Consider the following 23,506-nt stretch of genomic DNA (forward strand, 5'->3'; position numbering starts at 1 on the left):
ACGGGGCTATGCCACTACCGCTGCCAGCCTCAAAGGGCGCTGGCTAACTTGCTCCGGTCGCTCAGGCTCCTTGAGCGCCGGGCCGGCGTTCGGCCGGTGATGAGGTATCGTCGGTTTGCGCAAAACACTCGCGCAAGAACCGCGCACCTTCGTTGACCCATGCCTGGCACTGCTCATGGGATTCTTCCACCCCGTCGCCACAGGCGCCGGGCATGATCAGGGTGCGGGCCGGAATGCCCGCCTTGACGAGTTTTGCCGCGAAGGCTTCGCCCTCGGCGCGCAACGCATCTTTCTCGGCCACCTGCACCAGCGTGGACGGCAGCCCCACCAGGCGCGATGCCATGGCCGGTGCCGCATACGGGTGCACGCTGGCGGCCGGCGTGGGCAGGTAATCACGATAGTTGCAGGCCAGGCGGCGCAGCATCTCCATCGGCACCTGGCCGGTCGTGCACATCGACGCGTGCTGGAGGCACGGGTCCGTTACGGGGCGGATCAGCCATTGCCCGGCGGGCTGCGGCAGGCCGCGGTCACGCAGCATCTGCGCCAGCGCAATCGCGAGATTGCCGCCGGCTTCCTCGCCGACCAGCGCGAAGCGCAGCTTGTCCACCTTCAGCTTCTTGGCGTGCTTGAGCACCCAGACCGCCGTATTCACCGCATCTTCCGGCGCGGCCGGAAACGGATGGTCGGGCGCCAGCGAATACGCCGGTGTCACCACCACGGCCGGGACCGACTTCGCCAGATCCCGCGCCAATGCCTGTGCCGCTTCCACGCCACCTTCGACAAAACCGCCCGCGTGCAGGTACACCAGCCACGGCAGCAACTCGGTGCTGCCCGCCGCCGGTGCATACCCGGCGGGATAGGCCACGCAGACCTTGATCTCGCGGTCGCCGCTCGCCACCATGTATTGCTCAGCGCGCGCTTCTCCCTTGCCTGCAGCCGGTTTCACGGCGGGGGTGATGGGATTCACGGTCTTTGACATGGTGGTTACGACGCCTGCACGGGCCGTCGATACTGTGTTGCGATGCAACGAATTATGGTGATTGACCCGATTGGGATAAAGCTGGAGATTGCCAACGCACTGTTTCTGGAGTGGAATAATCGCCAGAGTGTTGCGAGAAGTGAAACCACACGCTTGGCAAGGACACCGGAAATGTGATTCACTCCGGTCCTCGGTGCACGCACGGTTGGGGAACCGCGCCCGCCACCGAGCCCCCAGACCTCCACCCATCCCCGCTCCGGCCGCCACTGGCGGACCGCCGGCAGCAAACCCAGGGCACGCACTTGACATGCGCGACCCCACTCCCGCCAGACACCATCCTTCGGAACGTAGCCCCCGGTCTCACCCCTTTCGGAAGCAACATCATGGATCGTCTTGTCTCTATGCAGGCATTCACTCGGGTGGTGGATGTCGGCAGCTTTGCGCGCGCGGCGGAGTCCCTGGACCTGCCAAAAGCCACGCTCACCCGCCTGATCCAGAACCTGGAGACCCATCTCGGCGTCAAGCTGCTGCACCGGACCACGCGGCGCATCAGCGTGACCACGGACGGCGCCGCCTATTACGAACGCTGCGTGCGCATTCTGGCGGACGTGGAGGAAGCCGAGCAGTCGCTCACGCGCCATAACAACTCGCCACGCGGCACCTTGTGCGTGGACACCACGGCCGGCCTCGCGCGGATGGTGCTGATTCCCAACCTGCACGATTTCTACAACGCCTACCCGGAACTGAAGCTCGAGCTGACCATCAACGGCAAGCCGATCGATCTGCTCCAGGAAGGCGTGGACTTGGTGCTGCGCGTGGGCTCGCTGGATGAGGCGATGGTGGCGCGGCGCCTGGGCCAGGTCAAACTGGCGTTCTTTGCCTCGCCGATCTACCTGCGGCGTTTTGGCACACCCGCCGACCTGACCGAGCTGGCGCAGCACAAGGCCATCAACTATCTGTCCAACCGGCACGGCCGCGAAATGCCGTGGACGTTGTCACGCGGCGGCGAGAGCAGCGAGATCCTGCTGCCCTCGGCCATCTCCACCAACGACGCCGACGTCTACATCGGCTGCGCGCTGGAAGGCCACGGCATCGCCCAGATTTCGCGGGCAATGGCGGAGCCCTACGTCCAGAGCGGCCGGCTGGTCGAGGTCATGGGTGACTGGCAGACCGAGGAATTACCGATTTCGGCGATGTACCCGCAGAACCGCCACCTGTCGGCGAAAGTGCGGGTCTTCGTGAACTGGGCGGCCGACCTGTTCTCCCGGCATCCGCACTTCGGCGTGGCGCCGCAGCAACTGGCGGCGTAGGCCTTGCCAGACCGGTCCGCAAACCCCTTGCACCGCTGTGCAAGGGGTTTTTTCATTTCAGCGTCCAACACGAAGCGGGGATGGATCGCGCCGTATTGATTCACGCCGGTTTTCTTGCTACGTTTCTGCCGCTTGACATATCAACAATAATCACAAACGGGTCCAATCATGAGCCATCTCCTGCGCTGGCGCCACGCCGCGCGGCCTTTGCGCGTACAAGCCGCCTTTCTGCCATGCCTCGCGCTGTTCACCGCCCTGCTGTTGGGCGGATGCGCGGCGGACGAATCCACCGAGGCACCGGCAGTGCCCACGGCGCCCACGGTGCCGGCAACCCCCGGCCCGTACGCCATTGGCGGCACCCTCGCCGGCCTCGCCGCCGGCAGCCAACTGGTGCTTCAAAACAACGGGCAGGATGCGCTGACGCTGACCGCCGACGGCAGCTTTACCTTCGCCACGCCCGTGGCCCACAACGGCGGCTACGCGGTCACCATCGCCCAGCAGCCGGCCGGACAGGTCTGCTCGGTGGCAGGCGGCGCCGGGGCCGGTGTGACCGCAGCGGTCACAAATATCGCCGTGGTCTGTGCCACCACTCGCTTCACCGTCGGTGGCAAGGTCAGCGGACTGGCTGGCGGGCAGTCGGTCGTCCTGCACAACAATGGCGCGGATACCCTGACCCTGAGCGCGAATGGCACGTTCAGCTTTCCGACACCCGTGCCCTACAACGGCAGCTACCTCGTAACGGTATCCGCCCAGCCGGCCGACCAGACCTGCACCGTGAATGGGCACCAAGGCAGCGCGGTCATCGCGGACATTGCCTCGGTGGACGTGGTTTGCGCCACGACCACATACAGTGTGGGCGGCACCGTGGCGGGTCTGTCGAGCCAGGTCACCCTGGCCAACAACGGCACGGACTTCCTCACGATTTCCGAGAACGGCGGATTCACCATGCCGACCGCCCTTCCGACGGGCGGCACCTTCAATGTCACCATCAACACCCTGCCACTCGGGCAGACCTGTACCGTGGTGAACAGCTCCGGCACGGTGGCCGCCGCCAACGTCACGAATATCGCAGTGATCTGCACCTCGCAGCCGATTGGCACCCTCTACATGCCGGCCGCCTCCGCGACGCGGACGGACGTCTACAGCGTGATGTCGGACGGCCAGCTGGTCATTTCCGGCAATGCCTATGGCTACAGCGGGGATCCGATCGCCATGGCCTATGACGACAGCTTGAGAACGCTGTACTTTTCGACGACGAGCGGATGGACGTACAAGTTCGACGTGGCCGCGGACGGCACGTGGATCAGCAGCGCGGGGAACTGGGCCTACGGCGGCACGCCCACCAGCCTGTTGCGCGACCCCCTCGGACGGTTCCTCTTCGTGGGAAGTGACGTATTCAACATCCGCACCGCCACTCTCGATGTCCTCGGCAACATGACGACCCCGACGACCCCGATTGGGACGACCTTCCGGCCCGATAGGATGGTCGCTACGCCCGATGGCCAGTACCTGATTGCCAGCTCGTCCGCCACACCGGGGTTCGACGTCTTTGCGATCGCCCCGGATGGCTCGCTGACCTCCAGCAGCCATCTCGCCCTGGCTGTGGCGCCGTCAGCGCTGGCGATGCATCCTTCCAACAGCTATCTGTATGTGGCGGACCCCATCAATAACCGAATCATGGAGTATCGCGTCGACGGTGCAGGCAATGTGACGCCCCTGCCGGCCGTGCTCATTGCCACCGACGGGCAGCCACAGCACCTCAGCATCGACCCTTCGGGCCGCTACCTGTACGCCACGAGCCCGGCATCCGGCAGGATCTCGCAGTACACGATCGCCGCCGATGGCACGCTGGTGGCGATGCCCCAGCCCACCGTTGCCGCGGGCACCCTTCCCGGCGCGCCGACGATCGACCCGACCGGGCGCTTCCTTTATGTGCCGAATGCCAGCAGCCTCGAAATCCGCCAGTACGTTATCGGCGTGACCGGTGCGCTGACGCCGCTGACGCCCGCAACCGTGTCGATCCTGGCCGCGCCGACACTGCTGTACAGCGTGCCGTGGTAGGCGCCACCGCCTGAGGGGAAAAGCCAAAAAAAACAGGGCGGGGATGCACTCCCGCCCTGTTTTTCATTTCAGGTACTAATCAGCTCGGACCGCTCAGAACTCCACCATCGCGAAGTCTTCCTTGCCCACGTCGCACTCGGGGCAGCGCCAGTCGTCCGGAATGTCTTCCCAGCGCGTGCCGGGCGCGATGCCGTCCTCGGGCAGGCCGGCCGCTTCGTCGTAGACCCAGCCGCAGATGATGCACACCCATTGCTTGAATTCCGCTTCGGGGGCCGCTGGCTTCCCGGCGCTGGCGGGGGCGTCCTGGCTGGTTTCGGGGTCATCGAGACTGAAGACCAGCGGCGCGGCCGTGGCGCTCGCCAGATCGGCCATGTGACCCTGGAGCCGCGCCATCAGCGCCTGGGTCTCCTCCAGCGTGAAGTCGATCCAGAACGGATCACCAGCGCCATCGTTCAGGCGTTGCGGGGAAAACTGAAGTTCTAGGACGGAGCCTTTCTTGTACATGCGTCGATCGGGTTGAGGGCGGCAAAGGCGCCTAGATGGGGATGATCGGCGGCGCTTCAAGCCGCGCCGCCGGGATCCGCCTTACTGCTGCACCCGGTAGCGCTCGAGCCAGTGCGCATACGGCGCCGGCAGCACCCACGACGGGCGTTCCACGTTCAGCGCCATGGCCGCCTGATAGGGCCAGTGCGGGTTGGACAGCAGCGCGCGACCCACCATGACGAGGTCGATCTGGCCATCGGCAACGGCCTGGTTGGCAATGGCCGGATTGTCGATGCCCCACGACGCCGCCACCGGCAGGCCGGCCTCGCGGCGCACGCGCTCGGCCACCGGGGCCAGGAAGGCCGGGCCCCACGGGATCTGCGCGTCGGGGATGGTGAAGCCGACGCTGACATTGAGCATGTCGAGCCCGCCTTCGCGCATCGCACGGGTCAGCTGGATCGATTCGTCGAGCGTGCGGGCGTCGTCGCCGTCATATTCGATCACGCCAAAGCGCGCGGTCAGCGGCAGGTTCTTCGGCCAGACTTCGCGCACGGCGGCCAGCGTTTCCAGCAGGAAGCGGCTACGGCCGGCCACGTCGCCGCCATAGCCATCGGTACGCTGGTTGGCGTGGCGCGAGAAGAAGCTCTGGGCGAGGTAGCCGTGCGCGAAGTGCAGCTCAAGCCACTGGAAGCCAGCTTCCAGCGCGCGCTTGGCGGCGGCCACGAAGTCGGCCTGCACGCGGGCGATGTCGTCGAGCGTCATCGCCTTCGGCACCTTGGGCAGGTGGGCGCCGAACGGCACGGCAGACGGGGCGATGGTCGGCCAGCCGCGCGCATCGTCTTCGGCGATATGGTCGTCGCCTTCCCAGGGCCGGTTGGCGCTGGCCTTGCGGCCGGCGTGGGCGATCTGGATGCCGGCCACGGCACCGCCGGCCTTGATCGCGGCGGCAATGCGCGCCATGCCGGCCATCTGCTCGTCGTTCCACAGGCCGGTGCAACCCGGGGAGATGCGGCCTTCCGGCGACACGGCCGTGGCCTCGACGATCACCAGGCCCGCACCGCCACGCGCCAGCCCGGTGTAATGCGCCAGATGCCAGTCGTTGGTGACACCGTCGACGGCGCTGTACTGGCACATCGGCGGAATGGCGATGCGGTTGCGCAGCGTGACGTCTTTCAGCGTGAAGGGGGTGAACAAAGCGGCGTCGCTCATCGGATGGCTCCGGGGGTGTTGTCGAGGGTGCCAATCGTAGGCGGGCGACGCTATAATGAAAACTATCTGGCGATTATCATCGCAATAAGAGTTTGTTATGGTGAATCGATGATGGTGAACCCGCAATGGCTGAAGTCCTTCGCCACCCTGGCCGAGCTGGGCAACTTCACGCGCACGGCAGACCGCCTCGGGCTGACCCAGGCCGCCGTCAGTCAACACGTAAGGCATCTCGAAGAGATGTATGGATCACTGCTGATCCGGCGCCCCCGCGCCCTGGAACTGACCCCGGCGGGCGCGGCGCTGCTCGAATACTGCGCCGAGGTGAACCAGGCGCATGAGCGGCTGGCCTCGCGGCTCTCCGACGCCGATGCCACACAGGGCGAGGTGGCGCTGATCACGCCAGGGAGCATCGGCCTATTTATCTACCCGATGCTGCTGGACCTCCAGCAGGAGCATCCCGGGCTGGCCGTGCGGCACCGCTTCGCGCCCGATACCGAGGTGCTGGAGGCGGTGCTGCACAACCGCTACGAACTCGGCATCGTCACGCTCAAGCCGGACGACACGCGCCTGACGGCCACGCCGTTTATCGAGGAACCGCTGGAACTGGTGATCCCGCCCGACGAGGAAGTCCATAGCTGGGACGATCTCGTGCGCATCGGCTTCATCGACCATGCCGAAGGCCAGGCGATGGCCAACCGGCTGCTGAGTCGGCGCTTTCCCGGCAACCCAGGGGCGTTCCACCTGCCTAGGCGCGGCTTTAGCAACCAGATTGGCATGCTGCACGAGCCGGTGGCGCGGGGGCTCGGCTTCACCGTGGTGCCACGCTTCGCCCGCGAGGCGTGGGAGCGCACCCGCCCGGTCAAGGTGGCCGAATGCGGTCCGCCGGTGGTGGACACGCTGTGGTGGATCCATCGTGCCGAATGGCCCCTGTCGGCACGCGCCACGGGCGTGATCCGGTACCTCCGCCAACGGATCGAGGCGGCCTGCGGCAGCATGGTCTGCCTGCTGCCACCGGAGCTGTGACGGGCGCCGATGGCCTGCATTCATGAGCACAGCTAACAAGTGTATGCAGATTCCTGCGTCTACCCTTTGTGGGCCACGCCTCCTATCATTCCGGTTTGCCTTGCCCGAAAGTCCACAAAACAAGGATGCCCCCCATGGAAGATTTCGGCGACATCAGAATGTCACGGCGTGACCTGCTCAAGGCGGGCGCGGCATCGGCCACCGCAGCGGCCGTGCCAGCCGCCCAGGCGCAGGACAGCCCCACTAATGTAAACATCCCCTCGCCCTCCCCCAACGCCAGCCGCCCGCCCGTGGTGGCCAGCGTCACGCTCGACGTCAATGGGCGCCGCCACACGCTCAAGCTGGACACCCGCACCACGCTGCTCGATGCCCTGCGCGAGCACCTGCACCTCACCGGCACCAAGAAGGGTTGCGACCACGGCCAGTGCGGCGCCTGCACGGTGATGGCCGATGGGCGGCGCATCAACGCCTGCCTGTCGCTGGCCGTGATGCACGACGGGGGCAAGGTCACCACCATCGAGGGCCTGGGCACGCCCAACAGCCTGCATCCGATGCAGGCCGCCTTCGTCAAGCATGACGGCTACCAGTGCGGCTATTGCACGCCGGGGCAGATCTGCTCCGCCGTGGCTGTGCTCGACGAGATCCGCCAGGGCATTCCCAGCCATGTCAGCGCCGACCTCAACGCGCGGCCCCAGATGACCGTGGTGGAGTTCCGCGAGCGCATGAGCGGCAATATCTGCCGCTGCGGCGCCTACGCCAACATCGCCGACGCCATGACCGAAGTGGCCGGGAGGCAGGCATGAATCCCTTCAGCTACGAACGCGCCAAGACCCCGGCGGAGGCCGCCGCAGCCGCCGCGCGCACGCCGGGTAGCCGCTTTATCGCGGGCGGGACCAACCTGCTCGACCTGATGAAGCTCGGCATCGAGTCCCCCTCGCACCTGATCGACGTGAACGGCCTGCGGCTCGACAAGATCGAGCCCACCGCCGAGGGCGGCCTGCGCGTGGGCGCGCTGGTGCGCAATACCGACCTGGCCGCCGATACCCGCGTGCGGCGCGACTACGGCGTACTGTCCCGCGCGCTGCTGGCCGGCGCCTCGGGCCAGTTGCGCAACAAGGCCACCACGGCCGGCAACCTGCTGCAACGCACCCGCTGCCCCTACTTCTACGACACCAACCTGCCGTGCAACAAGCGCACGCCGGGCAGCGGCTGCTCGGCCATCGGCGGCGTCACGCGCCAGCACGCGGTGATCGGCGTGAGCGAGGCGTGCATCGCCACCCATCCGAGCGATATGGCCGTGGCCATGCGCCTGCTCGACGCCTCCGTGGAAACCGTCCAGCCGAATGGCGCCGCGCGCGTCATCCCGATTGCCGATTTCCATCGCCTGCCTGGCAACACGCCGCATATCGAGACCGCGCTGCTGCCCGGCGAGCTGATCACGGCCGTCACGTTGCCGCGTCCGCTCGGCGGCGTGCACGCCTACCGCAAGGTGCGTGACCGGGCCTCGTACGCGTTCGCGCTGGTCTCGGTGGCTGCCATCGTCCAGCGCGACGGCACCGGCCGCGTGGCGCTGGGCGGCGTGGCGCACAAGCCGTGGCGCGTGGAAGCCGCCGAGGCGGACCTGCCGCGGGGCGCGCGCGCCGTCACCCAGCGCCTGCTGGAAGGCGCCACGCCCACGCCCGAGAACACCTTCAAGGTGGCGCTGGCCGAGCGCACGCTCGGCGCCGTGCTGCTGCAGGCCAAGCGCTGACCGAACGGAAACAAGGACGCTCCGATGAAATTCGACACGCCCGCCACCACCAATCCGATCGACCAGCTCAAGGTGGTCGGCCAGCCGCTCAACCGCATCGACGGCCCGCTCAAGACCACCGGCGTCGCCCGCTACGCCTATGAATGGCACGACGTTGCCCGCAACGCCGCCTATGGCTACGTGGTGGGCGCCGGCATCGCCAAGGGCCGCATCGCCGGCATCGACACCGACGCCGCGCACCGCGCGCCGGGCGTGCTGGCCATCGTCACCGCCGCCAACGCCGGCACGCTCGGCAAGGGCCGCTTCAACAACGCCCGGCTGCTGGGCGGCCCGGAGGTACAGCACTACCACCAGGCCATCGCGCTGGTCGTGGCCGAGACCTTCGAGCAGGCACGCGCCGCCGCGCAGCTGGTGCGCGTGCGCTATGAACGCGAGCGCGGCAGCTTCGACCTCGCCGCCTCACGCGACGGGGCCACGCGCCCCAAGAGCGGCACGCCCGAATCGGCCCGGGGCGATTTCCCCGGCGCCTTCGCGTCAGCCCCGGTGCAGCTGGATGCCACCTACGCCACCCCCGACCAGGCCCACGCGATGATGGAGCCCCATGCGTCGATGGCGAGCTGGACCGGCGACCAGCTCACGGTGTGGACTTCCAACCAGATGATCGACTGGAGCCGGGGCGACCTCGCCCAGACGCTCGGCGTGCCGAAGGACAACGTGCGCCTGATCTCGCCCTTTATCGGCGGCGGCTTCGGCGGCAAGCTGTTCGTGCGCGCCGATGCCGTGCTCGCCGCCCTCGGCGCGCGGGCGGTACACCGGCCCGTGAAGGTGGCACTGACGCGCCCGCTGATCTTCAACAACACGCCGCACCGGCCGGCCACGATCCAGCGCATCCGCCTCGGCGCCGGGCGTGACGGCCGGCTGACCGCCATCGGCCATGAAAGCTGGTCCGGCGACATCGACGGCGTGAAGCCCGAGAACGCGGTGCAGCAGACGCGCCTGCTCTACGCCGGCGCCCATCGCATGACCGCGCTGCGGCTGTCCGCGCTGGACCTGCCGGAAGGCAACGCCATGCGCGCGCCCGGCGAGGCGCCCGGCATGATGGCGCTGGAGATCGCCATGGATGAGATGGCCGGCAAGCTCGGCCTCGATCCGGTGGAATTCCGCGTACGCAATGACACCCAGGTGGACCCGGAGAAGCCCGAGCGCCCGTTCTCGCAGCGGCGTCTGGTCGATTGCCTGCGCATCGGCGCCGAGCGCTTCGGCTGGAAGGGCCGCGCCACGCGCCCCGGCGCGGTGCGCGACGGCCAGTGGCTGGTGGGCATGGGCGTGGCGGCGGCGTTCCGCAACAACCAGGTGGCCAAGTCCGGCGCGCGCGTGCGGCTGGACAAGCGCGGCATGGTGACCGTGGAAACCGACATGACCGACATCGGCACGGGCAGCTACACCATCATCGCCCAGACCGCCGCCGAAATGCTGGGCCTGCCGATCGACAAGGTCATCGTGCGGCTGGGCGACTCGACCTTCCCGGTCTCGTCCGGCTCGGGCGGCCAGTGGGGCGGCAACAGCTCCACCGCCGGCGTCTACGCCGCGTGCGTGAAGCTGCGCGAGGCGATTGCCACGCAGGCCGGTCTTGATGCCGCCACGGCGGTGTTCGAGAACGGCCGGGTCCGCGCCGGCGGCAACAACCCGGGCGGGCGCGCCGTGCCGCTGGCCACCGTGGCCGCGCGCGGCGACATCGTGGCCGAAGACACCATCGAGTTCGGCGACCTCACGCGCCGCTACCAGCAATCCACCTTCGGCGCCCATTTCGTGGAAGTCGGCGTGGATGCGGACACCTGCGAGATCCGCGTGCGCCGCATGCTGGCGGTCTGCGCCGCAGGGCGCATCCTCAACCCGAAGTCGGCCCGCAGCCAGGTGATCGGCGCGATGACGATGGGCGTGGGCGCGGCGCTGATGGAGGAGCTGGCGGTGGACAAGCGGCTGGGCTGCTTCATCAACCACGACCTGGCCGGCTACGAGGTGCCCGTGCATGCGGACATCGGCCCGCAGGAGGTGGTGTTCCTCGACGAAACCGACCCGATGTCCTCGCCGATGAAGGCCAAGGGCGTGGGCGAGCTGGGCATCTGCGGCGTGGGCGCCGCCATCGCCAACGCGGTCTTCAACGCCACCGGCGTGCGCGTGCGCGACTACCCGGTCACGCTCGACAAGCTGCTCGGGCGGATGCCCGACCTGTCCGCCTGAGGGCCTGAGCCCCTAGTCCCACGGCCGGGGCGCCGACACCGGATGCCGGTGTCGCGCCTCGGCCAGGATGCGGCATTCGTCCACCGCGCAGTAGCCGTCACGCTGCAGCGCACTCCAGACCTCGGTGGCGCTAAGGCCGGTCAGCGGCGTGTGGGGATCGAAATCGCACGACTCCACCCGCTCGGGCGGACCGAGCCAGGCGAGCATGGCGGGCGGGATGTTTTCCAGCGGGTGTGTGTGCGCGACGAAAAGAGCGCGTACACCACGACGATGTATCGAGATCTTCACGACGGTACCCTTCGAGAGGAACGGAACTGTCTAATTTTTAGGATGCCGGTCGGCCGGAGGTCAAGGGCGTCCCTGTATCAAAGTATTAATGCTCCAACGGATTAACGGATTAACGCATCGGCGATCCGGTCGGCCGTGTTGACCGAGTCGGTCAGCCCCAGGTGGCCGTGGCCCACCGCCAGCCAGAGGCCGGGCTGGCCCTCGGCCGGTCCCACCACGGGCACGGAGTCCGGCATGCAGGGCCGGTGGCCCATCCAGGTGGTGACGTGGGCGTCTTCGAGCCCCTTGAATGTCTCCCGCGCTATACGTTCGAGGATGGCCGCGCGCTTCGGATCGGGCCGCGCCGCCAGCCCGGCGATCTCCACCGTGCCGCCCACGCGCAGCCCGCCCTCCATCGGCGTGACGAAGATCTTGCGATCGGTCAGCACCACGGTGCGCGACACCGCGCCGTGCCGGTTGGTGAACTGCACGTGATAGCCGCGCTGGCTCTCCAGCTGTAGCCGCACGCCCAGCGGGTCCAGCAGCCGGCGCGACCAGGCGCCCGCCGCCACCACCACGTGGTCCGCCGTGTGGCGGCCTTCCGCACCGCTCAGCAGCCATTCCCCGTCCTGCCGGCGCATCCCGCGAATCTCGTCGCGCACGATCCGGCCGCCGCGCGCGACGAAGGCCGCGGCAATCGCCTCCGTGTAGCGCGCCGGGTTGCGGATGGTGGCGTGGTCGGCCAGAAAGACGCCCGCCTGGTAGCGCGGCGCCACGCCGGGCTCGAGCGCCTCGATGCCGGCGCGGTCCAGCCGTTCGAAGCGGAAGCCGAAGCGCTCGCGCAGCTGCCACGCCGCCGCATCCGCCTCAAGCGCGGCAGCATCGGGATAAAGATGCAGATGGCCACGCCGCATGAACAGCTCGGGCACGCCGACTTCGCGCGCCAGCGCCTCGTGGCGGTCCCCGGCGTTGGCGTGGAGCGCGGCCAGCGCTGCCGCCGACTCCGCCACGCGCCCCGGCGCGGCCGAGAGGACGAAGCGCGTCAGCCACGCCGCCGCCGTGGGCAGGTAGGCCAGCCGCAGATGGAGCGGACTTTCCGGATCGAACAGCATCTTGCGGAGCGAGGCCAGCACGCCCGGCATGGCCAGCGGCGCCACCGAACTCACGCTGATGGCGCCCGAATTGCCGTAGCTGCACCCCTGCGCGGGGGCGCCCCGGTCGATCAGCGTCACGTCGGCGCCGCGCTTGCGCAGCGCCAGCGCGATACAGCAGCCCACAATGCCGGCGCCCACCACGGCAACCCGTGGCGTCTTGTCAGTCGTCTTCGTCATGGGCCGAAACCTTAGTCGGATAAGGCGCCGCCGGCAAGCCATCGCGCCGATGTTCGCCCAGCCGGGGCGCCGATGCATCGCCAATGCGCCGCCATGGCGCATGGCATGACACATTGCGGTGCGCCACACGGCCCGCCCGGCGCCTGGGCCGTGGCACGGAACCTGCTGAACCGGTGGCCAGGAGAGTAGAAGCGTTCAGCGGCCCGCCTCGCCATGTCGGGCCGCCCGGAAATTGCTCGCCGCGTGTTCCCACACCCATTTTCCGGAGAGCTTTTCCATGCGCCGCCGTTCCTTTCTCCATGCCACCGCCGCCACCGCTGTGTCGTCGCTGATCGCCGCCCCCGCCTTCGTGCGCGCCGCCGGCAGCCTGCAGAAGTTCAAGTTCAACCTCGGCTGGAAGGTCGAGGCGTCCGGCGCCGGCTTCCTGCTGGCCCAGCAGCGCGGCTACTACAAGGACGCCGGGCTCGACGTGGTGATCGACACCGGCAACGGCTCGGCTTCGGCCATCAGCCTCGTGGCGGGCGGCGCCTACGACTGCGCCTCGGCGGATCTGGCCGCTATGCTCGAATTCAACGCCGCCAACCCCGCCGCCGCGCTCAAGGCGGTGGCCATCCAGTACGACCTGAACCCGAACGCCGTGATCGTGCGCAAGGACGGCCCGATCCGCAAGCCGGGCGATCTGGCGGCCAAAACCATCCTCGGCCAGCCGTTCAACGCCTCGCGCAAGCTGTTCCCGGTGTTCGCCAAGGCGCAGGGCTTCGACCCGTCCTCGATCAAATGGGAGAGCGCCACGCCGGATATCGGCGACACCCGCTTCGTCAAGGGTGACTTCGACGCCGTGGCCTACTTCTACTTCACCGGCCTGCTCAACCTCAAGGCGCGCGGCATGGGCCCGGAGAAGCTCAGCGTGTTCCGCTTCTCCGACTACGGCATGAAATCGTACGGCAACGGGTTGGTGGCCAACCCGAAGAGCATGGCCGAGCACCCGGACGCCATGAAGGCCTTCGTCAAGGCCTCCACGCGCGGCTGGATCGAGGCGATGGCCGACCCGCAGGCCGGCGCCGCCGCCGTCAAGGCGCGCGAGCCGCTGGCCGACCAGACGCTGGAATTCGAACGGCTGAAGCTGATTGTCGACGGGTCGATGCGCACGCCCGATACGCTGCGCGACGGTTGGGGCGCCGCCACCCAGGCACGGCTGCAGGCCACCATCGACGAGACGGTCGGCGCGTTCGGGATGAAGCCCGGCCTGACCGTGGCGGATATCTGGACCGGCCAGTTCCTGCCGGCCCCGGCGGAACGCAAGCTCAAGGCGTAAGCCCCGGGGCTCCCCCCAAAGATCAACCGGCTGCGTGCACCACGCGCGGCCGGTCATGCACCCTGTTGGGGCCGATGCCGGCGCCGATGGGGGCTGACCGGCCCCTTGCGCCCCAACTTTGCTCACAAGTCTTGCATACAAGGCTGGCATACCACTTGCAATAGTGGTCCCCGTGAGCGAACTCCAAGACAAACCCTCCGCCGACATTGCCCAGCGCATCACCGAGGCCATGCTCGCGCAAAAGCTGCTGCCGGGCTCGCGCCTGGGCGAGCAGGAACTGGCCGCGCTGTTCGGCGTCAGCCGCACGCTGGTGCGCGAGGCGCTGATGCGGCTGGCCGCGCGCGGCATGGTGACCGTAAGCGCCCGGCGCGGCTGGTACCTGATCGAACCCGGCGCCGACGATATCCGCGCCGCGTTTGCCGCCCGCCGCATCATCGAGACCGGCCTGCTGCGCGAGATCAGCGCGGCCCAGCCGCCCAGCGCGCCGGCCATCCACACACTGAAGGTGCATATCGCCCGCGAAAAGGCGGCGCTGGACGGCGACGACGCCGGCGAGCGCAGCTTCCTGCTCGGCGACTTCCATGTCTGCCTGTGCGCCGCGCTGGGCCACGGCCTGCTCGTGGATACCCTGCGCGACCTGACCGCGCGCACCACGCTCGTCGCCAGCCGCCAGCAGTCCGCCGCTGACGCGGGCCGCTCCTGCGCGCAGCACGAGGAAATCGTCAACGCGCTGGCCGCCGGCGACGGCGAACGCGCCGCCCGGTTGATGACCGACCACCTCGGCGAAGTCCACGCCAGCCTGGACGCCGTGCCGGCGGACCCGCTGGCCGGCCTGCGCCATGCCCTGGCGCCGGTTTCCGGCCGCGCGCCAGCGCCCCCGATCTCCGCTTCCTCCCGCTCCAACCCACCCGCTTTGCAAAAGGACTGACCGATGACCCCGACTCCATCGACCCCGCTGTTCTCCAAGGCGCGCCGCGCGCTGCTGCTGGGCGTGTTCGCCAGCGTCTGCGTGGCCGCCCTGCCCCGCCCGGCGCAGGCCGACACGCTCGCGGACATCACCAAGGCCGGCGTGCTGCGCGTGGCGGTGCCGCAGGACTTCCCGCCGTTCGGCTCGATTGGCGCCGACATGGCGCCGCAGGGCCTGGACATCGACGTGGCCGCGCTGATGGCGAAGCGGATGGGCGTGAAGCTGCAACTGGTGCCGGTGTCCAGCACCAACCGCGTGCCCTACCTCCAGACCCGCAAGGTGGACCTGATCATCTCCAGCCTCGGCAAGAATCCCGAGCGTGAGAAGGTGCTGGACTTCTCCGAAGCTTATGCCCCGTTCTACAACGGCGTGTTCGGCCCGGCCGACATGCCCGTGAAGAGCGCCGCCGACCTGGCCGGCAAGACCGTCGGCGTCACGCGCGGCGCGGTGGAGGACCTGGAGCTGTCGAAGATCGCCCCGGCCAACGCCACCATCAAGCGCTACGAGGACAACAACGCGACGATCTCCGCGTTCCTGTCCGGCCAGGTGCAGCTGATTGCCACCGGCAACGTGGTCGCCGCCGCGCTGATCGCCAAGCATGCGCCCAAGGCGCCCGAGACCAAGTTCCTGATCAAGAACTCGCCGTGCTTTATCGGCATGAACAAGGACGAGCCCGCGCTCCAGGCCAAGGTGAACGCCATCCTGGCCGAAGCCAAGAAGGACGGCGCGCTGAACTCGCTGTCGATCAAGTGGCTGCTGCGTCCGCTGCCGGCCCAGCTCTGATCTGAACCGCTTCCCCTCCCGCTGCAACCGGTCCCGTCCATGGCCTATCAGTTCGATTTCCTGTCGGTGCTCGACTACACCGACGTCCTGCTCAAGGGCATCGCCGTCACGGCCCAGCTCACGCTCACGGGCGGCGTGCTGGGCGTGGCGGTGGCCATCTTCGGCGCCTGGGCCCGGACGCAGGGGCCGGCTTGGCTGCGCGCCATCGTCGGCGCCTATGTGGAGATGATCCGGAACACGCCGTTCCTGATCCAGCTCTTCTTCATCTTCTTCGGCCTGCCCAGCCTGGGCGTGCAGTTGCCCGAGATGGTGGCCGCCTCGCTGGCGATGGTGATCAACCTGGGCGCCTACGGCACCGAGATCATCCGGGCCGGGCTGGCCGCCACGCCACGCGGCCAGTTCGAGGCCGGCGCCAGCCTGGCGATGTCGCCGCTGCAGGTGTTCCGCCATGTGGTGCTGCGCCCGGCGCTGCAGAAGATCTGGCCGGCGCTGTCGAGCCAGATCGTCATCGTCATGCTCGGCTCGGCGGTCTGCTCCCAGATTGCCGCCCAGGACCTGACCTACGCCGCCAACTTCATCCAGGGCCGCAACTTCCGCGCCTTCGAGGTCTATCTGGTGAGCACCGTGATCTACCTGTTGCTGGCGCTGCTGCTGCGCCAGCTGCTGCGCGGCGTGGGCCGGCAACTGTTTGCGCGGAGGGCGCGATGATCGACTTCACGCTGTGGGACATCGTGCGCAACCTGCTGCTGGCCGCGCGCTGGACCGTCCTGCTGTCGCTGGTGGCCTTTGTCGGCGGCGGCGTGGTGGGCTTGTTGGTGCTGCTGATGCGCACCAGCAAGCGGCCCTTCCTGCGCCGGGCCACCTGGGCCTATATCGAGATCTTCCAGGGCACGCCGCTGCTGATGCAGCTATTCCTCGCCTTCTTCGGCCTCGCGCTGTTCGGCGTGGACGTGCCCGCGTGGCTCGCCGCCGGCGTGGCGCTGACGCTCTGGACCGCCGCCTTCCTGGCCGAGATCTGGCGCGGCTGCGTGGAGGCGATTCCGCGCGGCCAATGGGAGGCGTCCGGCAGCCTGGCCATGAGCTACGTGCAGCAGATGCGCCACGTGATCCTGCCGCAGGCCATGCGCATTGCCGTGGCGCCGACCGTCGGCTTTGGCGTGCAGGTCATCAAGGGCACCGCGCTCGCGTCGATCATCGGTTTCACCGAGCTGTCCAAGGCCGGCACGATGATCGTCAACGCGAGCTTCCAGCCATTCACCGTTTATGCCGCCGTGGCGCTGATGTACTTCGCGCTGTGCTGGCCCCTTTCGCAAGCCAGCAAACTGCTGGAGAGGAAATTCCATGCCGCTCATCGCCATTGACCAGGTCCGCAAGTCGTTCGGCAGCAACGAGGTCCTGAAGGGGGTGTCGCTGTCGGTGGAGCCGGGCGAGGTCATCGCCATCATCGGCAAGAGCGGCTCGGGCAAGAGCACGCTGCTCCGCTGCATCAACGGGCTGGAGTCCATCGACGCCGGCGCCATCACCGTGGCTGGCGCCCATCTGGCCGATACCGAGCTGCAACTGCGCGCGCTGCGGCTCAAGGTGGGCATGATCTTCCAGCAGTTCAACCTGTTTCCGCACCTGAGCGCGGGGCGCAACGTGATGTTGTCGCCAATGATCGTCAAGGGGGTGCCGGAGGCCCGGGCGCGCGAGCTGGCGGAGCTGAACCTGGCCCGCGTGGGCCTCTCGGCCAAGTTCGACGCCCATCCCGATCAACTCTCCGGCGGGCAGCAGCAGCGCGTGGCGATTGCCCGGGCGCTGGCAATGCAGCCCGCTGCGCTGCTGTGCGACGAGATCACCTCGGCGCTGGACCCGGAACTCGTCAACGAGGTGCTCCAGGTCATGCGCGGGCTGGCCGCCGATGGGATGACGCTGCTGATGGTCACGCACGAGATGCGCTTCGCCCGGGAAGTGTGCGACCGCGTGGTCTTCATGCACCAGGGCAAGGTCCACGAGATCGGGCCGCCGGACGAGGTCTTCGCCCGTCCGAAGACCCCGGAGTTGCAGCAGTTCCTGGGCATGGTGGAAGCCTAGGCGCTGACCTGACCCTGAGACTGCGCACGCAGGTTCTCGGTGGTCTCGCCCTTGCCGTCGGGCTGCCAGCCCGGGGGCATCGTCAGGTAGCCGAGGGCCGCGCCGAGGCTGGGGGCTGCCGCCATGTCGCGGAACAGGCCAATCCAGTGTTCGAACTGGTTCATCAGCGGGTTCACCGTGCGGGACGGCTTGACCAGCCCGTAGCGGCACGGCTCTTCGGCACGCTCGGCCACATAGGTACCGAACAGGCGGTCGAACACGATCAGCACGCCGCCGTAGTTCGCATCGAGGTAATCCACATTCGAGGCATGGTGCACGCGATGCGCCGACGGCGTGTTGAACACGTATTCGAGCCAGCCCAGGCGCGGCACCCACGTGTTGTGCAGCCAGAACTGGTAGAGCAGGTTGAACATCAGCGTGGCCAGCACCACTTCCGGCCGCACACCCAGCCAGACCAGCGGCGCGAAGAAGATGGCCGTGCCGGTAAGCTTGCCGGTCCAGCCGAGCCGGTAGGCCGAGGCCAGCGTGAGCTGGTTCGGCGAGTGGTGGACCGCGTGCGTCGCCCAGAAGAAGCGCACGCGGTGCGAGGCGCGGTGATACCAGTAGTAGCAGAACTCCTGCCCCACGAAGAGCAGCAGCACCATCAGCGCGCTGTTGAGCGTGACCGTGAACAGGCGGTGATCCCAGGCAAAGGCGAACACGGGCGTGGCCAGCGAGAGCGGCAGCAGCACCGATATCTTGCGGCCGGCCAGGTCGGCCAGCGACAGCCAGACCTCCCGCCAGTCGAACGGGGCATTCGAATTCCGGCGCTTGCGCCAGAGCACCACGGCTTCGACGAGCGAGACGGCGACGATGAACGCCGTGGCGTAGAGGGCTATCCGCTGGACGGATAGGTCGGGGTTGGCGGTGGGGGTCAGCATGGCGTGCCTCATGGGGTAGTCGATTGGGGATCGGGACGATGTTGCGTCGCGGTGAGCCAAATGTAGGTGCCGCCCGCCAGCCGCGCCATGCGGGAAATATGTCGCCGGATGTCATGCCCGGAACGGCGCCACGCCGTGTAACACCGCGACATGGTTTGCGCCTCGCGGACTGCCCCGTCCCCTCCTATATTTCGTCCCGTTGCCGCCGCACATCGGTCGGCTGAAACTCACCAGGAAGGGACTCATCATGAAACGCCTCAGCTTCGTTACCGCTACCGCCGCCCTCATCGTTGCCACCGTCACCGCCGCCACGCCCGCCTTCGCCGGCTGGTATGGCGCTGGGGCGGTCGTCGTCATGCCGCCGCCGCACGTTGTCTATGTCGCCCCGGCGCCGCGCCCCGTCTATGTCGCCCCGCCGCTGCCGCCGGTCTATGTCACGCCCCAGGGCGAATATGTCGCGCCGCGTGCCGTCTATGTGGCGCCGCCGCCCCACCCGGCGGTGTGGGTGCCGGGACATTGGGTCGGACGTGTCTGGGTGCCCGCACACTACGCATGACTTCGGGTATCGTTCCCGCATGACGGATGGTCACGGAGACATGCCATGGAGGTAGTCAACCGCATCCTCGTGCTGGACGACGAGGCCGAGTTGCGCAACATGTTGCAGCGCTTCCTGACCAGCCAGGGCTTCCGCGTGCGCGCCGTGGCCGATGGCAAGCAGCTCGACCGCTACCTCCAGCGCGAACCCTACGACCTGCTCGTACTCGACCTGATGATGGCGCCCGAGGATGGCCTGACCATCTGCCGGCGGCTGCGTGCGGACGGCATCACGCTGCCCGTGCTGATGCTGACCGCCAAGGGCGATCCCATGGACCGCGTGCTGGGGCTGGAGACCGGCGCCGACGACTACCTCGCCAAGCCGTTCGTGCCGGACGAGCTGGTCGCGCGGATCCGCGCGCTGCTGCGGCGGCAGCGGATCGCGTCGGGCGATCCCACCGTCACCGCGCAGACGCTGCGCTTCGGCGAATTCGAGTTCGATGTCGGCCAGCAGACGCTGCGGCTGCGTGGCAGCCCCGTGGAAGTCCATTCGGCCCAGATGCTGTTGCTGCACGCGCTCGGCTCCTCGCCCAACCGGCCCGTAAGCCGGGAGAACCTGCTGGCCCGCGCGCGTGGGCGCGACCATGACGCGCTGGACCGCAGCATCGACGTGCAGGTGCTGCGCCTGCGCCAGATCATCGAGGAAGACCCATCCAAGCCCCGTTTCATCAAGACGGTGTGGGGTGTGGGCTACATGCTGGTGGCCGGCGTGGCGGCGTGATGCGGCTGCCCCGGTCGCTGCTGGCGCGCAATATCGCCCTGCTGGTGGCGCTGGTGGCCGTCACGCAGGCGTGCTCCCTCTCGGTACTGCTCCACTATGTGCAGCGCCCGCGTATCGAGCGCGCGGCCATTATTTTCGCGGACTATGTGAAGACGCTCGATGGCGTGCTGGCCGCGCTGCCGCCTGCCGAGGCGCACGCGGTCACCACGCGGCTCAACGCCCAGGCGGCGGACCCTGTGCCGGAGCCCACGCCGGACGGCGCCGCCAGCCCCTTGCAACTGTTCCGCACCTACCAGCGCGATGTCTTCCTGCACGCCCTGCGCCGCGACCTGCCGCCCGACATGCCAGTGCGCTGGCAGATCGACGCCCCCGATGGCGAGGAACGGCTGTGGATCCGCGTGCACGTGGCCAGCACCCCGGCGTGGATTTCCTTGCCGATGACCGCCGATGCCCGCGCCGGCGGCATCCTGGCCGCGCTGGCGCTCTCGACCGCGCTGGCGATGCTGGCCGCGCTGACCGGCTACCTGATCCAGCGCCACCTGAACCGGCCTCTGCAGGACCTCGCCCGCGCCGCAGGCGACGTGTGCGCTGGAGAGATGCCCGCGCCGCTCCCCACGGACGGCCCCACGGAAATCGCGCAGGTCAGCGCCGCTTTCAACCAGATGACCGACGCCCTGCGCCAGGCGCAAGCCACCCGCGCGCTGATGCTGGCAGGCATCTCGCACGACATCCGCACGCCACTGACCAAGCTGCGCCTGGCCATGGCGATGGCCATGCCACGCGGCAGGGACGACGCTTTCGTTGCCTCCACCGAAAGCTATCTCGACCAGATCGACACCATCCTCCAGCAATTCATGGACTACGCCGGCAGCGGCGAGCGCGAGCCGCCCCAGCCGGGCGACCTCAACGCGCTGGTGCAGCAGTTGTCGTCCGATTTTGCGGGGCTGGGACACAGCTTCGAGTTGTCGATCGGCAACCTGCCGCCGCTCGACTACCGCCCGGTGAGCCTGATGCGGCTGCTGATGAACCTGATGCAGAACGCGGTGGTCTACGGCCGCACCGGACTGGCCGTGCGCACCTGGGCCGATGCGGAGACCGCCTATGTGGCGGTGTGCGACCGGGGCGACGGCATCGGCGCGCAGCAGTTGGAGCAGCTCAAGGCGCCGTTCGCACGCGGCGACAACGCGCGCGGTCATTCGGGCGGCACCGGGCTGGGGCTGGCGATTGTGGAGCGCATCGCGCGGCTGCACGGCGGCTCGCTGCAATTCCGCCCACGTGACGGCGGCGGCCTCGAAGCCGTAGTGGCGCTGCCGCTGCGGCCAGCGGCCTGACATTTCTCGACATACTTGCTGCATGGCATCTGTGGTCGGTTTTTCCCATACTGGGTTCCAGCGATGCACCGACACGCTCCAACCCAACCGATACAGGATTTCGCCATGCAAACCACCCAACTCTCCCTCATTGCCCGCCGCTTCACCCTCGCCACGCTGACGGCCGCCGCGCTGCTGGCCGCCGGCTACGCCAACGCCACTACCATCACGCAGGGCACCGCCGCCCTCCCCGGCAACGCGGACATCATCTACGTGCAGACCTTCAACGCCAACCCCGATCAGGTCAAGGTAGACAGCCGCGTGATGCAAAAGGTCATGTCGATGGCCGGCGCGGACAGCCAGGCTGGCAAGGCCATGCACGATGCGCGCGAGGCCCGTGATCAGGTGAGCGATGAAATCGTGCAGCAGCTGCGTGCCAAGGGGCTCAACGCAGTGCGCCTCGATGGCCCGGTCCCGGCGGGCGCGAATGCGTTGGTCGTTACCGGCCAGTTCGACAAGATCGACGAAGGCAACCTGCGCCGCCGCATGGTGGTGGGCCTGGGCGCGGGCAAGAGCGATGTGGGCGCGTCGGTCGAACTGGTCTACCAGCCCGCCAATGGCCCGGCGGTGGCGGTGCAGGACTTCCACGCCAGCGCGGATAGCGGCCACATGCCCGGCGTGGCGGAGACCGCCGGCGTGGGCGCGGTGGCCGGCCATGTGGCCATGTCAGCCGCCGCCGGCGGCGCGGCGCACGGCGTCAGCGAACTGCAGCACGACAGCGTCTACAACGACGCCACGCGTCTTGCCGACGCCATCGCCAAGCAGGTTGCCCAATCCGCCCAATCCGCTCAGCGCCCGCTCTCCTGAAGCATGCGGGTCATCAGGTAGAGGCGCGGGACGATGGAATCGAGTTCGATGTACTCGTCGCGCGCGTGATAGCCAAAGCCGGACAGGCCGAAGCTCTCCACCACGGCGGCCTTGCCCGACTGGCCCGCGAAGCCGGCATCCGTGGCGCCGCCCGTGCCGGGAAACAGGGCCAGCTGCCGGCCGTCCAGTTCCGCGTAGATCTTCTGGGCCTGCGCCGCCAGTTCCCGGCCACGCGCATTGACCACGAAGGGCGGACGGCCCTCTTCCATCGTGATGGTGGTCTGCGTATCGGGCACCAGATGACCGGCGTTGACCTTCTCCTGCAGCGCCGCCTGCAGCTTCTGGGCGGCACCGTTGGCCGTGATCCGCACATCGCCGAAGGCGCTGGCCGAAGCAGGAATCTGGTTGCGGGCATCCCCAGCCTTGGCATTGGTCCAGTTCAGTTGCGAGCCCGGCACGGACTTCGCCACATCGCGCGTCTGCTGCAGTTGGTAGGCCAGTTCCATCAAGGCATTGCGGCCCAGCTCCGGCGCGGCGCCGGCGTGCGAGGCGCGGCCCTGAACAGCCATCGTCGCGGAGGCCGTGCCAGCGGCGCCGAGCAGCAGGGATTCGGTCTTGGCCACGGCCTTGGCCGGATTGGGCTCGCAGGACAGCACCACATCGTGCTGCGCCCCCAGCGCGGCAATGGCGGCGCCCGAGCCGAGCGAGCCGATTTCCTCGTCCGCATTGAACAGCACGGTCACCCGCGCGAAGTCCTTCCAGCCCTGCGCCTTCATGATCTCCAGCGCGTGCAGGATGACCGCGATGCCGCCCTTGTCATCGGCGATGCCCGGCCCGTAGAGCTTGTTGCCGTCCTCGCGAATCGGCTGCGAGGCCAGCGTGTTGCGCGCGTAGACGGTGTCCATATGGGCGATCAGCATGATGCGGCCTTTGCCCGTGCCTTCCAGCGTGCCCTTGACGATCGGGCCGTGGCCCTGCGCCGCCGGCACGCGCTCCACGCTGGCACCCAGCGCCTTGAGGCGCTTCTCGGTGTAGGCGGCCATGCGGTTCAGCCCTTCGACGTCATGGCTGCCGGACTCGATCGACACCATCTCCTTGAGGGACTGCACCACGCCCGGCTGCGCGGCCTGTGCCGCCTGCAGCAGGGCCGCGTCCGGCCCGGCGGCCAGCGCGGCGCCGCTCCAGGCCAATGACAACGCGAGGGAGAGCGCTGCGGGCAGCGCTGCGCGGCGGTGACGAACGGAACGGGGCATGAGGATTCCTGTGTGGACGGTTGGCGACAAAAGCCGATCCTATCGCCTG

General features: G+C 68.3%; 23 protein-coding genes. 16 read left to right on the forward strand and 7 right to left on the reverse strand.

Annotated elements, in window-relative coordinates; translation table 11 throughout:
* Window positions 1–61 precede the first annotated feature (61 nt).
* A complete protein-coding gene (locus AC1DEL_RS07000) occupies window positions 62–979 on the reverse strand; it encodes an alpha/beta hydrolase (RefSeq protein ID WP_092295001.1) in 918 nt (305 codons plus the stop codon).
* 383 nt (window positions 980–1,362) lie between these two features.
* On the opposite strand from AC1DEL_RS07000, the gene AC1DEL_RS07005 reads away from it, so the two are divergent.
* Together AC1DEL_RS07005 and AC1DEL_RS07010 are read left to right on the forward strand one after the other, a co-directional pair.
* On the forward strand, window positions 1,363–2,289 hold the full coding sequence (locus AC1DEL_RS07005) for a LysR family transcriptional regulator (RefSeq protein WP_441645349.1): 927 nt from the start codon (window positions 1,363–1,365) through the stop codon (window positions 2,287–2,289).
* Window positions 2,290–2,457: 168 nt separating this feature from the next.
* Window positions 2,458–4,350 carry a lactonase family protein gene (locus AC1DEL_RS07010; protein WP_477125629.1) on the forward strand — a complete coding sequence of 631 codons (1,893 nt, stop codon included), beginning with the start codon at window positions 2,458–2,460 and terminating at the stop codon, window positions 4,348–4,350.
* A gap of 93 nt (window positions 4,351–4,443) precedes the next feature.
* Here AC1DEL_RS07010 and AC1DEL_RS07015 read toward each other — a convergent pair whose 3' ends face one another.
* Both AC1DEL_RS07015 and AC1DEL_RS07020 read right to left on the reverse strand, forming a co-directional pair.
* On the reverse strand, window positions 4,444–4,854 hold the full coding sequence (locus AC1DEL_RS07015; protein ID WP_092294995.1) for a rubredoxin: 411 nt from the start codon (window positions 4,852–4,854) through the stop codon (window positions 4,444–4,446).
* A gap of 81 nt (window positions 4,855–4,935) precedes the next feature.
* Entirely contained in the window at window positions 4,936–6,042 is a 1,107-nt protein-coding gene (locus tag AC1DEL_RS07020; protein ID WP_441592712.1) for an NADH:flavin oxidoreductase/NADH oxidase, read from the reverse strand.
* A 108-nt stretch (window positions 6,043–6,150) separates the two neighbouring features.
* Here AC1DEL_RS07020 and AC1DEL_RS07025 point away from each other — a divergent pair, with 108 nt between their 5' ends.
* The 4 genes from AC1DEL_RS07025 to paoC all read left to right on the forward strand — a co-directional run bounded on the left by AC1DEL_RS07025 (window position 6,151) and on the right by paoC (window position 11,056).
* On the forward strand, window positions 6,151–7,065 hold the full coding sequence (locus tag AC1DEL_RS07025; protein ID WP_369823431.1) for a LysR family transcriptional regulator: 915 nt from the start codon (window positions 6,151–6,153) through the stop codon (window positions 7,063–7,065).
* A gap of 134 nt (window positions 7,066–7,199) precedes the next feature.
* The gene (gene paoA / locus AC1DEL_RS07030) at window positions 7,200–7,868 is read left to right on the forward strand and encodes an aldehyde dehydrogenase iron-sulfur subunit PaoA (protein WP_477125630.1); all 669 of its coding nucleotides are present in this window, start codon (window positions 7,200–7,202) and stop codon (window positions 7,866–7,868) included.
* Entirely contained in the window at window positions 7,865–8,815 is a 951-nt protein-coding gene (locus AC1DEL_RS07035; RefSeq protein ID WP_477125631.1) for an FAD binding domain-containing protein, read from the forward strand. The genes paoA and AC1DEL_RS07035 overlap by 4 nt, the downstream gene beginning before the upstream one ends.
* Before the next feature lie 24 nt (window positions 8,816–8,839).
* Complete coding sequence (gene paoC, locus AC1DEL_RS07040) at window positions 8,840–11,056, forward strand: aldehyde oxidoreductase molybdenum-binding subunit PaoC (protein ID WP_477125632.1); 2,217 nt, start codon at window positions 8,840–8,842, stop codon at window positions 11,054–11,056.
* A 12-nt stretch (window positions 11,057–11,068) separates the two neighbouring features.
* On the opposite strand, the gene AC1DEL_RS07045 is transcribed toward paoC, so the two are convergent.
* Together AC1DEL_RS07045 and AC1DEL_RS07050 are read right to left on the reverse strand one after the other, a co-directional pair.
* Window positions 11,069–11,344 (reverse strand): YcgL domain-containing protein, encoded by a 276-nt coding sequence (locus AC1DEL_RS07045; RefSeq protein ID WP_143093896.1) that lies wholly within the window; start codon window positions 11,342–11,344, stop codon window positions 11,069–11,071.
* Between the two features lie 101 nt (window positions 11,345–11,445).
* Window positions 11,446–12,654: an NAD(P)/FAD-dependent oxidoreductase gene (locus AC1DEL_RS07050; RefSeq protein WP_477125633.1), complete on the reverse strand. Its 1,209-nt coding sequence runs from the start codon at window positions 12,652–12,654 to the stop codon at window positions 11,446–11,448.
* A 277-nt stretch (window positions 12,655–12,931) separates the two neighbouring features.
* On the opposite strand from AC1DEL_RS07050, the gene AC1DEL_RS07055 reads away from it, so the two are divergent.
* The 6 genes from AC1DEL_RS07055 to AC1DEL_RS07080 all read left to right on the forward strand — a co-directional run bounded on the left by AC1DEL_RS07055 (window position 12,932) and on the right by AC1DEL_RS07080 (window position 17,792).
* Entirely contained in the window at window positions 12,932–13,969 is a 1,038-nt protein-coding gene (locus tag AC1DEL_RS07055) for an ABC transporter substrate-binding protein (RefSeq protein ID WP_092294983.1), read from the forward strand.
* Between the two features lie 172 nt (window positions 13,970–14,141).
* Window positions 14,142–14,897: a GntR family transcriptional regulator gene (locus AC1DEL_RS07060; RefSeq protein ID WP_441592714.1), complete on the forward strand. Its 756-nt coding sequence runs from the start codon at window positions 14,142–14,144 to the stop codon at window positions 14,895–14,897.
* A 3-nt stretch (window positions 14,898–14,900) separates the two neighbouring features.
* Entirely contained in the window at window positions 14,901–15,719 is an 819-nt protein-coding gene (locus AC1DEL_RS07065) for a transporter substrate-binding domain-containing protein (RefSeq protein WP_092294979.1), read from the forward strand.
* A 39-nt stretch (window positions 15,720–15,758) separates the two neighbouring features.
* A complete protein-coding gene (locus AC1DEL_RS07070; protein ID WP_092294977.1) occupies window positions 15,759–16,427 on the forward strand; it encodes an amino acid ABC transporter permease in 669 nt (222 codons plus the stop codon).
* Window positions 16,424–17,080 carry an amino acid ABC transporter permease gene (locus AC1DEL_RS07075; protein WP_092294975.1) on the forward strand — a complete coding sequence of 219 codons (657 nt, stop codon included), beginning with the start codon at window positions 16,424–16,426 and terminating at the stop codon, window positions 17,078–17,080. The genes AC1DEL_RS07070 and AC1DEL_RS07075 overlap by 4 nt, the downstream gene beginning before the upstream one ends.
* Window positions 17,061–17,792 (forward strand): amino acid ABC transporter ATP-binding protein, encoded by a 732-nt coding sequence (locus AC1DEL_RS07080; RefSeq protein WP_092294973.1) that lies wholly within the window; start codon window positions 17,061–17,063, stop codon window positions 17,790–17,792. The genes AC1DEL_RS07075 and AC1DEL_RS07080 overlap by 20 nt, the downstream gene beginning before the upstream one ends.
* On the opposite strand, the gene AC1DEL_RS07085 is transcribed toward AC1DEL_RS07080, so the two are convergent.
* Window positions 17,789–18,712 carry a sterol desaturase family protein gene (locus AC1DEL_RS07085; protein WP_477125634.1) on the reverse strand — a complete coding sequence of 308 codons (924 nt, stop codon included), beginning with the start codon at window positions 18,710–18,712 and terminating at the stop codon, window positions 17,789–17,791. The genes AC1DEL_RS07080 and AC1DEL_RS07085 overlap by 4 nt on opposite strands.
* Window positions 18,713–18,959: 247 nt before the next feature.
* Here AC1DEL_RS07085 and AC1DEL_RS07090 point away from each other — a divergent pair, with 247 nt between their 5' ends.
* From AC1DEL_RS07090 to AC1DEL_RS07105, 4 genes are all read left to right on the forward strand, one after another.
* Complete coding sequence (locus AC1DEL_RS07090) at window positions 18,960–19,268, forward strand: hypothetical protein (protein WP_092294969.1); 309 nt, start codon at window positions 18,960–18,962, stop codon at window positions 19,266–19,268.
* A 45-nt stretch (window positions 19,269–19,313) separates the two neighbouring features.
* Window positions 19,314–20,027 carry a response regulator gene (locus tag AC1DEL_RS07095; RefSeq protein ID WP_477125635.1) on the forward strand — a complete coding sequence of 238 codons (714 nt, stop codon included), beginning with the start codon at window positions 19,314–19,316 and terminating at the stop codon, window positions 20,025–20,027.
* Window positions 20,027–21,358: an ATP-binding protein gene (locus tag AC1DEL_RS07100; protein WP_477125636.1), complete on the forward strand. Its 1,332-nt coding sequence runs from the start codon at window positions 20,027–20,029 to the stop codon at window positions 21,356–21,358. The genes AC1DEL_RS07095 and AC1DEL_RS07100 overlap by 1 nt, the downstream gene beginning before the upstream one ends.
* Window positions 21,359–21,463: 105 nt before the next feature.
* Window positions 21,464–22,204: a DUF4410 domain-containing protein gene (locus AC1DEL_RS07105; protein WP_477125637.1), complete on the forward strand. Its 741-nt coding sequence runs from the start codon at window positions 21,464–21,466 to the stop codon at window positions 22,202–22,204.
* Here AC1DEL_RS07105 and AC1DEL_RS07110 read toward each other — a convergent pair.
* Window positions 22,186–23,457: a M20/M25/M40 family metallo-hydrolase gene (locus tag AC1DEL_RS07110; protein WP_441592719.1), complete on the reverse strand. Its 1,272-nt coding sequence runs from the start codon at window positions 23,455–23,457 to the stop codon at window positions 22,186–22,188. The genes AC1DEL_RS07105 and AC1DEL_RS07110 overlap by 19 nt on opposite strands.
* Window positions 23,458–23,506 lie beyond the last annotated feature (49 nt).

The organism is Cupriavidus sp. 10L43_2, from assembly GCF_056395265.1.